Origin of the sequence: Pseudomonas sp. Cab53 (assembly GCF_018325965.1) — a bacterium.
GTDB classification, from domain to species: domain Bacteria; phylum Pseudomonadota; class Gammaproteobacteria; order Pseudomonadales; family Pseudomonadaceae; genus Aquipseudomonas; species Aquipseudomonas chlororaphis_E.
Map to the genome: position 1 here is coordinate 5,295,484 of NZ_AP021902.1, position 13,554 is coordinate 5,309,037.

16 protein-coding genes are annotated in these 13,554 nt (G+C 60.8%); 9 read left to right on the plus strand and 7 right to left on the minus strand.

The window, feature by feature from the left end; translation table 11 throughout:
* Positions 1-155: 155 nt before the first annotated feature.
* From cgtA to rplU, 3 genes are all read right to left on the minus strand, one after another.
* Positions 156-1,379, minus strand: a complete 1,224-nt coding sequence (gene cgtA / locus KI241_RS23220) for an Obg family GTPase CgtA (protein ID WP_042730793.1) — start codon at positions 1,377-1,379, stop codon at positions 156-158.
* A 190-nt stretch (positions 1,380-1,569) separates the two neighbouring features.
* The gene (gene rpmA / locus KI241_RS23225) at positions 1,570-1,827 is read right to left on the minus strand and encodes a 50S ribosomal protein L27 (RefSeq protein ID WP_003205738.1); all 258 of its coding nucleotides are present in this window, start codon (positions 1,825-1,827) and stop codon (positions 1,570-1,572) included.
* Positions 1,828-1,862: 35 nt separating this feature from the next.
* Positions 1,863-2,177 carry a 50S ribosomal protein L21 gene (rplU, locus tag KI241_RS23230; protein ID WP_003176051.1) on the minus strand — a complete coding sequence of 105 codons (315 nt, stop codon included), beginning with the start codon at positions 2,175-2,177 and terminating at the stop codon, positions 1,863-1,865.
* A gap of 239 nt (positions 2,178-2,416) precedes the next feature.
* On the opposite strand from rplU, the gene KI241_RS23235 reads away from it, so the two are divergent.
* The 3 genes from KI241_RS23235 (at position 2,417) to KI241_RS23245 (ending at position 4,322) form a co-directional block, all read left to right on the plus strand.
* The gene (locus KI241_RS23235; protein ID WP_042730794.1) at positions 2,417-3,385 is read left to right on the plus strand and encodes a polyprenyl synthetase family protein; all 969 of its coding nucleotides are present in this window, start codon (positions 2,417-2,419) and stop codon (positions 3,383-3,385) included.
* 132 nt (positions 3,386-3,517) lie between these two features.
* Complete coding sequence (locus KI241_RS23240; protein ID WP_042731941.1) at positions 3,518-3,859, plus strand: zinc ribbon domain-containing protein YjdM; 342 nt, start codon at positions 3,518-3,520, stop codon at positions 3,857-3,859.
* A gap of 205 nt (positions 3,860-4,064) precedes the next feature.
* The gene (locus tag KI241_RS23245) at positions 4,065-4,322 is read left to right on the plus strand and encodes a hypothetical protein (RefSeq protein WP_042731942.1); all 258 of its coding nucleotides are present in this window, start codon (positions 4,065-4,067) and stop codon (positions 4,320-4,322) included.
* A 131-nt stretch (positions 4,323-4,453) separates the two neighbouring features.
* Here the strand turns inward: KI241_RS23245 and KI241_RS23250 are convergent, their stop codons facing one another.
* From KI241_RS23250 to KI241_RS23265, 4 genes are all read right to left on the minus strand, one after another.
* A complete protein-coding gene (locus KI241_RS23250) occupies positions 4,454-5,071 on the minus strand; it encodes an FKBP-type peptidyl-prolyl cis-trans isomerase (protein WP_042731943.1) in 618 nt (205 codons plus the stop codon).
* A 203-nt stretch (positions 5,072-5,274) separates the two neighbouring features.
* Positions 5,275-5,763, minus strand: coding sequence for a TIGR00645 family protein (locus tag KI241_RS23255; RefSeq protein WP_042731944.1), 489 nt, complete (start codon positions 5,761-5,763; stop codon positions 5,275-5,277).
* 119 nt (positions 5,764-5,882) lie between these two features.
* Positions 5,883-6,224: a hypothetical protein gene (locus KI241_RS23260; RefSeq protein WP_042731945.1), complete on the minus strand. Its 342-nt coding sequence runs from the start codon at positions 6,222-6,224 to the stop codon at positions 5,883-5,885.
* Between the two features lie 310 nt (positions 6,225-6,534).
* On the minus strand, positions 6,535-8,973 hold the full coding sequence (locus tag KI241_RS23265; protein ID WP_042731946.1) for an ATP-binding protein: 2,439 nt from the start codon (positions 8,971-8,973) through the stop codon (positions 6,535-6,537).
* 288 nt (positions 8,974-9,261) lie between these two features.
* On the opposite strand from KI241_RS23265, the gene KI241_RS23270 reads away from it, so the two are divergent.
* From KI241_RS23270 to KI241_RS23295, 6 genes are all read left to right on the plus strand, one after another.
* Positions 9,262-9,750: a DUF3015 domain-containing protein gene (locus tag KI241_RS23270; RefSeq protein WP_030140293.1), complete on the plus strand. Its 489-nt coding sequence runs from the start codon at positions 9,262-9,264 to the stop codon at positions 9,748-9,750.
* 88 nt (positions 9,751-9,838) lie between these two features.
* Entirely contained in the window at positions 9,839-11,692 is a 1,854-nt protein-coding gene (locus tag KI241_RS23275) for a DUF4105 domain-containing protein (RefSeq protein ID WP_123579589.1), read from the plus strand.
* 138 nt (positions 11,693-11,830) lie between these two features.
* A complete protein-coding gene (locus KI241_RS23280; protein WP_042732730.1) occupies positions 11,831-12,187 on the plus strand; it encodes a hypothetical protein in 357 nt (118 codons plus the stop codon).
* 70 nt (positions 12,188-12,257) lie between these two features.
* A complete protein-coding gene (locus KI241_RS23285) occupies positions 12,258-12,749 on the plus strand; it encodes a GreA/GreB family elongation factor (protein WP_042732729.1) in 492 nt (163 codons plus the stop codon).
* Between the two features lie 181 nt (positions 12,750-12,930).
* On the plus strand, positions 12,931-13,074 hold the full coding sequence (locus KI241_RS23290) for a hypothetical protein (RefSeq protein WP_185057691.1): 144 nt from the start codon (positions 12,931-12,933) through the stop codon (positions 13,072-13,074).
* Positions 13,075-13,234: 160 nt separating this feature from the next.
* Positions 13,235-13,393 carry a hypothetical protein gene (locus tag KI241_RS23295; RefSeq protein WP_172679685.1) on the plus strand — a complete coding sequence of 53 codons (159 nt, stop codon included), beginning with the start codon at positions 13,235-13,237 and terminating at the stop codon, positions 13,391-13,393.
* The last annotated feature ends 161 nt before the right edge of the window (positions 13,394-13,554 follow it).

Consider the following 13,554-nt stretch of genomic DNA (forward strand, 5'->3'; position numbering starts at 1 on the left):
TACCAAAACGCCGCTCGAATGAGCGGCGCCTAGGAAACCGGCTTGCCGGCGATGATAACACCGCACTGAAACACTTGAACCTGTGGGAGCGAGCAAGTTCGCTCCCACAGGACTCCTGCAGGCCCTGGTTTCAGTTGAGTGATATCAGCACAAGATCAGTCGCGAACGTAGATGATTTCCGGACCGTCTTCGTCATCCACATCTTCCTCATCCCAATCGTCGTCACCGATGTCATGGACCGACTTGACACCACTGCGACGCAGGGCACGCTGGTCATCCAGGGCCTGCAACTGGGCACGAGCTTCGTCTTCGATACGCTGGTCGAGCTCGGCCAGCTCTTCCTTGTAGGCTGGGTCGTTGGCCAGGCGATCGGCGCGATCTTCCAGGTAACGCATGATGTCGTGACACAGGCGCTCTGTGCCTTCTTTGGCAATGGCCGAGATCACGTAGACCGGACCTTCCCACTCCAGGCGCTCGACGATTTCCTTGACCCGCTCTTCATGCTCTTCCTCGAGGATCTGGTCGCACTTGTTCAGCACCAGCCAACGATCACGCTCAGCCAGGGCCGGACTGAACTTGGTCAGCTCACTGACAATGACTTCGGCCGCATCGGCGGCACTGGTTTCATCCAGCGGCGCCATGTCCACGAGGTGCAGCAGCAGACGGGTACGAGACAAGTGCTTAAGGAAGCGAATGCCCAGGCCAGCGCCATCGGAAGCCCCTTCGATCAGGCCCGGAATGTCCGCGACCACGAAGCTTTTCCAGCGATCGACGCTGACCACGCCCAGGTTCGGCACCAGAGTGGTGAACGGGTAGTCGGCGACTTTCGGCTTGGCTGCCGACACGGAGCGAATGAAGGTACTTTTGCCAGCGTTCGGCAGGCCCAGCAGGCCCACATCGGCCAACACCTTCATTTCCAGCTTCAGGTCACGCTGCTCGCCCGGCTTGCCTGGCGTGGTCTGGCGCGGCGCGCGGTTGGTACTGGATTTGAAACGCGTATTCCCAAGGCCGTGCCAGCCGCCATGAGCCACCAGCAGTCGCTGGCCCGGCTTGGTCAGGTCGCCGATCACTTCCTGAGTCGCGGAGTCGATCACCGTGGTGCCGACCGGAACGCGCAGGATCAGGTCTTCGCCCTTTTTGCCGGTGCAGTCGGTGCTGCCGCCGTTGGAGCCACGCTCGGCATCGAAGTGCCGGGTGTAGCGGTAGTCCACCAGGGTGTTGAGGTTTTCGTCGGCGAGCATGAAGATCGAGCCGCCGTCGCCGCCGTCACCACCGTTCGGGCCGCCGTTTTCAATGAATTTTTCCCGACGGAAACTCATGCAGCCATTGCCGCCGTCGCCGGCCTTTACTCGAATCGATACTTCATCAACAAACTTCATGACACACGCCTCTCGCCATACGGACGAGCCGAAAAAAACAAGACATAAGACTCTTGCAAAAATGCACGCTGCGACCCGATCAAGCGCCCGGTTGCGGCGCCACCAGCCCACACAAACAGCTTTGCAAGAGACTCACCCCACAAACGAAAAAGCCCCGTCGCAAGACAGGGCTTCTCCAGCGGTCTCGCAATTAAGCTGCGATAACGCTTACGTAACGACGACCGAAGGCGCCTTTTACTTCAAACTTGATCACGCCTTCGACTTTAGCGAAGAGGGTGTGATCTTTACCCATGCCCACGCCGTAGCCAGCGTGGAATTGGGTGCCGCGCTGACGCACGATGATGTTGCCTGCTTTGATAGCCTGGCCGCCATACATCTTCACGCCAAGGCGTTTGGCTTCTGAGTCGCGACCGTTACGGGTACTACCACCAGCTTTTTTGTGTGCCATGAGTTCAATTCTCCTAGTGAGGAATTAGGCTGAAATTAAGCCTGAATACCGGTGATTTTGATCTCGGTGTACCACTGGCGGTGGCCCATACGCTTCATGTGGTGCTTACGACGACGGAACTTGATGATGCGGACTTTATCGTGACGACCTTGGGAGATCACTTCAGCCACAACGGTCGCGCCAGCAACAACTGGAGCACCGATATTCACGTCATCGCCATTGGCGACCAACAGAACGCGATCAAAAGTCACGGATTCGCCGGTAGCGATTTCCAGTTTTTCGATCTTCAGGTATTCACCTGGGGCGACCTTGTATTGCTTGCCACCAGTAACGATTACTGCATACGACATGGTATTTCTCCGATAATCCTGCTCACCCAGCGCTTTATAAGAAGAGGTATTGGCTGGCATGGCTGCATGGGCTGGAAGGCCCGGATGCAATTGCGTAAGGCAGGTGCTGCCCAGGAAGTTCAGGGTGCGCGATTGTACGCAAGCTGTTCCAGGCTTGCAAGTAGCCGTCCATCGCGCCTTGACACCTGCGGATGTGGGTCCTAGCATGCCGCGCAACCCTTCTGGAGCACCTGTCGCTGATGCAACCCCAAGCTTTCTACCGCGCGGTGGCGGACGATTTTAGCGCCGTCGACGGCATCATCAAGAAGCAGCTGACTTCCCGAGTGCCTCTGGTATCGAAAATCGGCGATTACATCACTTCAGCCGGTGGCAAGCGCCTGCGTCCTTTATTGGTGCTTTTGTGTGGCAAGGCCCTGGGCCGCGAAGGCGACGATATGCGCCTGCTGGCCGCCACCATCGAATTCCTGCACACCGCCACCCTGCTGCATGACGACGTGGTCGACATGTCCGGCATGCGCCGCGGCCGCTCGACTGCCAACGCCATGTGGGGCAACGCCCCCAGCGTGCTGGTAGGCGACTTCCTGTACTCGCGCTCGTTCGAAATGATGGTCGAACTGGGCTCGATGCCGGTGATGAAGATCCTGTCCCAGGCCACGCGCATCATCGCCGAAGGCGAAGTGCTGCAACTGTCCAAGGTACGCGACGCCAGCACCACGGAAGAAACCTACATGGAGGTCATCCGCGGCAAGACCGCGATGCTCTTCGAGGCCTCGACCCACAGTGCCGCCGCCCTGGCCGGCGCCAGCGCCGAACAGAGCGAAGCGCTGCGCACCTTTGGCGACCACCTGGGCGTGGCATTCCAGTTGGTGGACGACCTGCTGGACTACAAGGGCGACGCCGAAACCCTGGGCAAGAACGTCGGTGACGATCTCGCCGAGGGCAAGCCGACCCTGCCACTGATCTACACCATGCGCGAAGGCACACCCGAACAGGCGGCGCTGGTGCGCCAGGCGATCCAGAAAGGCGGGATCGAAGACCTGGAAAGCATTCGGGCAGCGGTTGAAGCCTCCGGCTCGCTGGACTACACCGCGAAACTGGCCCGTGACTACGTCGCCCGCGCGATCAAGTGCCTCGATGCCCTGCCCTCCAGCGAATACCGCGATGCGCTGGTGGAACTGAGCGAGTTTGCGGTGGCGCGTACTCACTGATCACATAGATCGCAAAGAGCTTTTGTGGTGAGGAAGCCTGCTCCCTCACCACAAAAGCCCCGCATCGCCCTTCCAGCGGCAAAACCCTATACAATGTGCGCCCTTTTGTCCTCCTGATACCAAGGAACCCTAGTGAGCACGTTGCCTCCCTGCCCGAAATGCAATTCCGAATACACCTACGAAGACGGTACTCAACTGGTCTGCCCTGAGTGTGCCCACGAATGGTCCGCCAGCGGCGAGGTCGAGACGGCCTCCGACACCACGGTGAAGAAGGATTCGGTCGGTAACGTCCTGCAGGACGGCGACACCATCACCGTGATCAAAGACCTCAAGGTCAAGGGCACCTCGCTGGTGGTCAAGGTCGGCACCAAGGTCAAGAACATCCGCCTGTGTGAAGGCGACCATGACATCGACTGCAAGATCGACGGCATCGGCCCAATGAAACTCAAATCCGAGTTCGTCAGAAAAGTCTGAATCTGCCGTACGCCATCCCGCGCCTGCCGTGGGATGGCGCCCCCACCTCCCCCGATCCCACCCCGCCTTGCACGTACCAGCCCATTGCCAGCGGTCCTGAACGTCGACCGCCCGTCGTCAGAAAACAAATCGGAATACCAATAGAGACTTGCTATTTAGCGAATAAGAATTATTCTCATCGAAACCCATCACGGAGGTGAGAACCATGACTTATTTGATCGACGCCTGGCTGGATCGCCCGCACCCCTACCTCAGGATCCTGCATCGGGAAACCGGGGAAGTCTGCGCAGTGCTTGAGGAAGAAGCCTTGAGCGAGCTGCAGGACCAGGGTGATCTGGACCTCAACAGCCTCAATTCCAGCGAGCCGCTGGTGCTCAAGGAACTGGTGCGCAACCTGTTCCTGTTCTGCTACGCCAGGGCATTGCGCCCGACTGGCGATTTCAATGGCAGGTTTCACGGATGAGCATGAAGACAATGTGGGAGCGGGCTTGCTTGCGAAGGCGGTACATCAGTTAGCTGATAGGTCGACTGAAAGTCCGCTTTCGCGAGCAAGCTCGCTCCCTCATTTTGCCCACTGTTAAACCGGGCAGGGTCTTACAGGACGTCCAGCAACTCGACGTCGAACACCAGTACGCTGTGCGGCGGAATGCTGCCAACGCCTTGAGCGCCGTAAGCCAGTTCGCTCGGCACGTACAGGCGCCATTTGCTGCCGGCGTTCATCAGTTGCAACGCTTCGGTCCAGCCTGGGATCACGCCGCCGACCGGGAATTCGGCAGGCTGGCCACGATCGTAGGAGCTGTCGAACACTGTGCCATCGATCAGGGTACCGTGATAGTGGGTACGCACCTGGTCTTCACGGGTCGGCTTGGCGCCTTCGCCCTGGGTCAACACTTCAAACTGCAGGCCCGATGCCAGGGTGGTGATGCCTTCGCGCTTGGCGTTTTCGGCCAGGAATGCACGTCCTTCGCCCGCCGCGGCTTCAGCCTTGGCAGCCGCTTCGGCTTGCATGATTTCGCGGATGACCTTGAAGCTGGCGGACATCTCTTCCTGGCCCACGCGGCTTGGCTTGCCGGCGAAGGCGTCGGTCAGGCCAGCCAGGATCGCGTCCAGGCTGACGCCCGGTGGCGGGTTGTCGCGCAGTTGGTCGCCCAACTGACGGCCAATGCCGTAGCTGACGCGGGTTTCGTCGGTGGACAGGTTAACTTCGGACATGGTGCTGCTCCGCTGTGCGGACGGCCCGGGAATGGCCATGGATGACACGGCGCTTCCCGGAGCGCCCGGAACCAAAAGGGCGAGCAGACTAGCACAGATGCCGGGGCGGATGACCAACACCCGCGCCAAAGCACGCCGCCAGAAACGACAACGCCCACCGGCTTCTCAACAGGTGGGCGTTGCACCAGCACGCGGGACGCGCCTCAGTGCTTGGTCAGTTTATCCAGGTAACCCATGGCAAACGCCGAGACCACGAAGGTCATGTGGATGATCACGTACCACATCAGGTGCTCGGGATCGACGTTCTTGGCGTCCATGAAGATGCGCAGCAGGTGGATGGAGGAAATCGCCACGATCGAGGCAGCCACTTTCATCTTCAGCGAGGAAGAGTCCATGGTGCCGAGCCAGTTGAGCTTTTCCTTGTCGGAGTCGATGTCCAGTTGCGAGACGAAGTTTTCGTAGCCGGAAATCATCACCATCACCAGCAGCCCGCCCACCAGCGCCATGTCGATCAGCGACAGCAACACCAGGATCAGGTCGGACTCGGCCATGGAAAACACGTTGGGGATAACGTGGAAGACTTCCTGGAAGAATTTCAGTGCCAGAGCCAGCAAGCCCAGGGACAGCCCGAAGTAGATCGGCGCCAGCAACCAACGGGAGGCGTACATTGCATTTTCGATAAAGCGTTCCATTGAGTCTCACACCAGGGCTGAAAAATCGCGGCGAGTATATCAGCCACGAGCGGCCCTACAAACGCCAGGCCACATCCCTGGACCCGGCGCAACAGCCAAGAGCTGCGTGGTGGAAACGCTCAATGCAGCGGGCGATACTCGAAGCCGCCCACGTTGCGACACCGCCCGCCATTGATCTCACGCAGTTGGGCCTGCATGTGCAGGCACCAGATCTGTGGGTCGTTGGCCAGCTCATAGCCGTGCAACGTCAGGCTCTGGACGATGGTATCGAGGATGGTTTCGGCGGCGTTCGGGCCGGCAAATGGGCCCTGGGCCTTGATGGCGGAAGGTTGTTCACCGGCCATTCCGGCGGCAAAGAGCAAGGTCCACATACCGGTATCTCCCGCCAGCGGGCGGATGGCGCATTCGATACGGGTCACAAGGCCCAGGCATTGACGAGTGAGACAAAGGTTGCGCGACATGGCGGCGCCCCTCGGTAGATCCGGTATTCAGTCCCAGGAGGGGGCTGTTTCGATCCAATGATGGCTCTCGTTATCCTTGAGCTGAGGATAGAAGAAAAGTTCCGGGCGCAAAGGGTTTCGAGACCAGAATACGCCGAGCGGTCACAGTGTGAATATTGACGCCAAAGTGGTGGCGTTACTAACAGGAAATCACTGCAAAACCTATTGTGGGAGCGGGCTTGCTCGCGAAAGCAATGTGTCAGCTGACGACTATGCCAGCTGGCAAACCGCTTTCGCGAGCAAGCCCGCTCCCACAGGGTTTACAAGAACATCAAACCGGCTTGGCCTCCGCCAGGGCCTGCTGGGCCAGTTCCTTTTCCGCTTCCTTGATGTCGTCTTCGCTGATCATTTCGGCGATGACCCGCAGGCGCTCCACCACCCGGGCGTTGACGCTGCCCTCCGGAAACTCGCCGTTCTCATCGGGCTCACCGGCCGGCTCACCCACCAGCAGGCTCAACGCCTCGTCGGCCTGGCGGACCGCATAGACGTGGAATTGCCCGGCGCGCACGGCGGCCAGCACCCGCTCATCGAGCATCAGCGTCGCGACGTTGGCCTGGGGGATGATCGCCCCCTGCTCGCCCGTCAGCCCGCGGGCTTCGCAGAGGCGGAAGAAGCCTTCGATCTTCTCGTTGACCCCGCCCACCGCCTGCACTTCGCCAAACTGGTTGATCGAACCGGTGATGGCGAAACATTGCTTCAACGGCGTCTTCGACAGGGCCGAAATCAGCGTGCACGCCTCACCCAGCGAGGCGCTGTCCCCGTCCACGTAACCGTAGGATTGCTCCAGGGCGATACTGGCCGAGATCGCCAGCGGGAATTCCTGGGCATAACGGCTGCCCAGGTAACCGGTGAGGATCATCACGCCCTTGGAGTGGATCGGTTGGCCGAGGTTGACCTCGCGCTCGATGTCGACGATGCCGCTGCCACCCGGGTACACCGTGGCGGAAATCCGCGCTGGCACGCCAAACGCCGAATCACCGACCTCCAGCACCGTCAGACCGTTGCACTTGCCCACGGCGGCGCCATCGGTGTCGATCAGGATGATCCCCGCCAGCATGTCGTCGAGGATCCGCGCCGAGACGCGTCCGGTGCGGGTGGCCTTGGCTTTCAGTGCGCGTTCGATATGGCCGGCATCGGTCATTTCGTCACCGGCCAGCTGGCGAATGAAATCCGCTTCGCTGACCAGTTGGAACAGGTCGCCGATACGCGCCGACAGACGCCCCTGGTGCTCGGCCAGGCGAGCGCTGTAGGTCGCCAGGCGAGCCACCGCATCGGCGGTCAACGGCGCCATGCCCTCCTCCGAGGTGCGGGTCTTGAGCAACTGGGCGAACTGCTCCAGGCTCTCGTCGCCCATCGGGATGTCTTCGTCGAAGTCCACCAGCACGCGAAACATTTCCTGGAAGTCCGAATCCAGGTCCTGCAAGGCGTAGTAGAGCTGGCGGGCGCCAATGATCACGACCTTGACCTGCAACGGGATGTGCTGCGGCGTCAGGGTCACCGTGGCCAGTCGGCCCAGCTCACCCAACGGCGATTCCATTTTCAGCTTGCGCGACTGCAGGGCACGCTTGAGCGCATCCCACACGAACGGTTCGCCGAGCATTTTTTCCGCTTCGAGGATCAGGAAACCACCGTTGGCCCGGTGCAGGGCCCCCGGACGCAGTTGCCGGTACGTGGTGTAGAGCGCGCCTTGGTCGGTGCTGTATTCAATACGGCCGAAGAGGTTGTCGTAGGTCGGGTGCGGCTCGAACACCACCGGCGCACCGCCGCTGGACGGATGCCCCACCACCAGGCTGGGGGCGTATTGTTCCTCCAGCAGCTTGCGGGCAACGGCGTCGGTCTTGCTGTCATCCACCAATTGCTCGACCACCGTGCGCAGCAGGTTGACCTGCATGGCTTGCAGATAACCGCAGACGGCGGCGTTCTCGGCGTACTTTTCCGACAACGGCGCCAACAGCGGTTGCAGGGCCAGGGTGATGGTTTCTTCGTTGAGCTGACGCAACTGGTTGTTGGACTCGCGCTTCCACTGCGGCAGGCTGGCGAGTTCTTCGTTCAGGCGCTCTTCCAGGCTGGAGATATCCTCGTGGAAACGCTCGCGCTCGGCTTCCGGCAACTGGGCGAATTCCGCCTCGTCCAGGGCCTTGCCCTCGCTCATCGGCGTGAAGGCGATGTTGCTGCTGTCGCGGTACAGCGCGACGTCCTTTTCCAGCGCCAGGCGCTCGATCACATCGAGGGCGCGGTCGTAGCGCTGATTGAAGGCGCGATCGATGGCGCTCTTCTTCTGTTGGTAGGACGGGTGCTCGAACACCGCGGGAAAGGTCGCCAGCAGGTTGTCGATCAGGCCGTTGATGTCGGCGATGAAGGCGCCGGCGGTGCCCGACGGCAGCTCCAGTGCACGGGGTTCGCGAGGCTCATCGAAATTGTTGACGTAGACCCAGTCCGCCGGGGTCTGCATGCGCTTGCCCTCGGCCTTGAGGTAGCGCTTGACGAACGAGAACCGACCGGTGCCGGGCTCGCCCATGACGAATACGTTGTAACCGGGGCGCGGCATGGCCACGCCGAACTGCAAGGCTTCGACCGCACGCTCCTGGCCGAGCACACCGCGAAAGGGCTCCAGATCATTGGTGGTAGAGAAGCTGAACTGTTCAGCGGAAAACGGACGGGTCAGCGCTTCAGGCGCTAGACGCAAGCTGGCAGCAACAGGATCAGGCATCGGGCTTCCTTACATCAGGCGGGGCAGATAGCGGCATTCTGGCGCTGCCCATGCCTGACTGGCAAGGAGCGCCTCAGGCCAAAGCATAGTCCAGTGGCCTGCCCCGGGCCGGGGTCGGTCCATTGATGATGTAAAGGATTGTTTTTGCAAAATGTCACGGAACCCCAGGATCGTGCCTAAACTCCAAATTGCGCGGCTGGAACAATAACCGGCCCACTGGCACGCGTGGTTGAAGCCACAAAGGCGCCAGACCCTGTCCATTGGTATGCACATAAAGAGAACATAGCTATGAAACGGATTCTTCTCGGTACTCTCTTCACCGCTGTATCCATCAACGCCATGGCTCAGGCGCCAGGCGGTCCGGATTGCGGTTGGGGCAACATGCTGTTCGAAGGTCAGCGTGGCACTCCGGCTCACTTCCTGGCATCCACCACCAACGGCACCTCCGGTAACGCCACCTTCGGCATGACCTCCGGCACCAACGGCTGCTCGACCAACGCGGCACTGACCTACGGTGGCAAGTCCTGGCTGGCCATGAATGGCATGATGAACGAGCTGTCCGAAGACATGGCCAAGGGTCAGGGCGAAGCGCTGACCACCTACGCCGTGGTACTGGGCGTGGCGCCGGAAGATCGCGCACACTTCTCGGCCGTTACCCACGAGCACTTCCAGCAGATCTTCAGCAAGGCTGACGTGACCGCCGAAGACGTGCATACCAATACCCTGGCCGTCCTGAAGAACGATCCTCGCCTGGCCAAATACGCCACTCAAGCTTAAGCTCGACCGCACTCGCTCCTCTCGGGGAGCGGGTTTTCTTTCTGGGGCCCCTTGCGCTCTTTTTTTTCGACTTTCCAAGTAGCCGACTATGCTCAAACGCTTTGCCTGGCTGGCGCTCTGTGTGTGCGCCCCGCTGTCCGCAGCGCCTCATGTCGACCCTCAACGTTTGCAGCAACTGGCCAATGACCGCTTCTGGATTTCCCTGGGCCACTACGAAACCGCCAAGCTCGGTGGCTGGCGCAGCTACATCAGCGACAAGAAATTCTTCCTCGCGCCCGACGGCAATCAGCATCCCGACCGCGAACTGACCGCCACGCTGCAAGCCCTGTACGGCCCGACCAGTGCCGGCCAGCAGCACGCCCAATGTGTGTACCCGGCGCGCACACGCTGGCTCAAGGCGCAGCTCAAGCTGACGGACCTGCCCGCCGTCGACTGCAGCGAATTCAACCAATGGTTCAAGGACGTCTCGCCCCACAGTGCGGTGATGATTTTCCCGGCCGCGTACCTCAACAGCCCGTCCTCGATGTTCGGCCATACCCTGCTGCGCATCGACCAGGCCGACGTGCAAAGCGACAAGACCGCCTTGCTCAGCTACGCGATCAATTTCGGCGCCTACATCGAAGGCTCGGACAACAGCATCCTCTACGCCTGGAAGGGCTTGATGGGGGGCTATCCCGGCCTGTTCGCCCTGGTGCCCTACCAGGAAAAACTTTCCGAGTACCGAAGCCTGGAGAACCGCGACCTGTGGGAGTATCGCCTCAACCTGAGCCAGGTCGAAACCGAGCGCATGGTCGAACACGTCTGGGAACTCAAGCAGATTCAGTTCGACTACTTTTTCTTCGACGAAAACTGCTCCTATCGCCTGCTTGAACTGCTGCAGGTGGCGCGCCCCAGCCTGCGCCTGACCGAACAGTTCCCGCTGACCGCCATCCCCACCGACACCGTCAAGGCGGTGAAGGAAGCCGGCCTGGTGGAAAGCATCCAGTACCGACCGTCCCGGGAGCGGGAACTGCTCAGCCGTGCCGAACCGCTCAGCGATGACGAACAACAATGGGTGCTGAAGGTCAGCGCCGACCAGCAACAACTGCAAGCCGACGCCTTCAAGGCGCTGCCACGGGACCGCCAGGCGCTGATCGTCGATGCGGCCTACCGCCTGGAGCGCTACCGCGCCAACGGCCAGGAGCGCGACCCACAGCGCTCCCAGCGCAGCTTCGAATTGTTGCGGGCGATCAACCAGAATCCCGCGCCGGAACTCGACATCCCGCAGCCAGGCCTGCCCGAGGACGGCCATGAATCCCGCACCTGGCAGGCCGGCCTCGGCACCCGGGGCGACCGGGCGTTCGGCGAGTATGGCTTGCGCATGGCCTATCACGACCTCAACGACAACGCCGAGAGCTTCCCGCTGGGGGCCCAGATTGAAATCCTGCAACTCAAACTGCGCCAGTACGAAGGTAATGACTGGCAGGTGCAACAACTCGACCTGGCGACGATTCGCTCGCTGACGCCGCGCAACGAGTTGTTGCAGCCATGGTCCTGGCAGGTTACCGGCGGCCTGGAGCGAGTGCCGGGCAAGCACGACGATGAAACCCTGGTTAGCCACGTCAACGGCGGTGCCGGCGGGACCTGGGCATTGGGCGAAGATGTGCTGGGGTTCGCCCTGGGCACGGTGCGGGTCGAGCACAACAACGACTTCGCCGAGTTCATCGCCCCGGCCGGCGGCTTCAACAGCGGCGTGCTGTGGAAAAACCCGCTGGGCAACCTGAGCCTGGAAGCCAAGGGCGACTACTTCGTCAACGGCGAAGTGCGCCGCAGCCTGAGCCTGAACCAGCAATGGGAATTGTCCCGCAACCTCGGCCTGCGCCTGAGTGCCCAACGTGAATTCAGCCACCTCGCCTCGCCGGAGAACGAAGTGATGCTCGAGGTGAAGTGGTACCACTACTGACGCCGACGGCCGTCAATCGAGCGCCCCCGCCAGGGCGTTCGTCACCTGCCCAACGGATTGCTCACAACGCTTTCACATCGGCCTGACGAATCCGCTTCTAGACTTCAGGTACAGGTGAATCCGGCAGGAAGGCAGAAAATGAGGCGGGCGGTGGTGGTATTGGCGGTACTGATGTTGCTTGGCGGTTGCGAGACCACTCACGAGGACCTCATTGCCCGAGGTTTCCCACCGGCCTTCGCCGACGGCTACGACGACGGTTGCAGCAGCGGCCGGCAAGCCGCCGGCGTGATTACCGGTCAGTTCCGCAAAGATGTGCCGCGCTATCTGAAGGATCCCCGCTACGCCGAAGGCTGGAGCGACGGGTTCCGGCAGTGCCAGGCCATGCGCGAAAGCGAAGAGCGCGATGCCTATCGCGAACGCCATTGGGACGAGCGCGAACGCGCCTGGCAACAGGAAAAGGATCGGGACGCCGGCCGGGCTTATCGCTCGCAGTGAGTCGCGCACAGACATTCGTCGAAACCAAAAGCCTGCGACCATGGCCCAAACTCCAACAGAGGAGAACACCATGAGTCGCGCTTTCGTCAACGAAGACAACGCCGCCGCCCAGGCCGACCAGCCAGTCGAACGCCAGGTCAGCGCACAACCGAACTACGTCACGCCCAGCGGGCTCGCCGAGTTGCAGGCGCGGGTCGCACAGTTGCAGGCGTTGCACAGCCAGCAGACAGCCCGCGGCGATCAGGCCGATAAGCAGCGGATCGCGGACATCGAACGTGACCTGCGCTATTTCAACCTGCGCCTGCAAAGCGCCCAGGTCGTGGCGCCGACGTCATCCGATCAGGTCCGGATTGGACACTGGGTGACCTTCGCCGACGAACTGGACCAGCAGCAACGGGTGCAACTGGTGGGCGAGGACCAGGCCGACGCGGCCAGCGGGCTGATCAACTGGGGATCACCCCTGGGCCGGGCGTTGCTGGGAGCGAAGTTGGGGGATGAGGTGGTCTGGCAGCGACCGGTGGGCGATCTTTGCATTGAAGTGATTGCAATCGAACTGCCCTGAAGCGGCGCGCGACGGCATCTTGCTATTGGGTTAACTCACAACTAACAGCCATTCGCTTAGTTGCCTGTAGCGACAGGTAACTGCAACATGAGGTTATAACCGCAAGTTTGCGCTTATCGAAGTCCATGCTACTGTTTTTCCCGCGTCGAAACCGGCGCAAACAAAAACAAGGAGATGCATGATGGGCGAACACATTTTGGCAATGTCCGGTGACTTCGACGGCGACTTCAATGCCTACCAACAGGTAAACCACCTCGGCATCGAATCGGCGGCGCGGACCATTGTCGAGTGCGGCACTGTGCATTGCACCGCTATCTTGTGCTGAATCCTGCTCTTTGAAGTCAATCCGCACCGCGGGCACTTCGACACTCCCTAACCCTATCCCTTAATAACTTCATGACATCCCACCGTTCGGATGCGCTGTCTGGCACCCGTTCGCCCGTGGGTCACTGTATTGAATTGATCAACCTGATGAGGAACACATCATGAGCGAACAGATCCTGAACATGTCCGGCGATTTCTACCTCGAGTTCGACGCCTATCAAGCGCCGGCCAGCAACATCGCCGCAATCCTGGCGACGACGATGGAATGCAACACGTTCGGCACCTGCACCAACCTCGAGTGCTCGACACTCGGGTGCTGATCCAGCCCACTGACCGTCGCAACAGGCAACACCGATAAACATGGAGCAGGCACCGCCTGCTCCATCCATGCCAGGAGCCTAGGCATGCTTGTTAACGCTTTGAAGTGGGATCAGCGAGGGCAGTACACAGGCGCTTCCACACTCGACATCGCCCTGTTCGA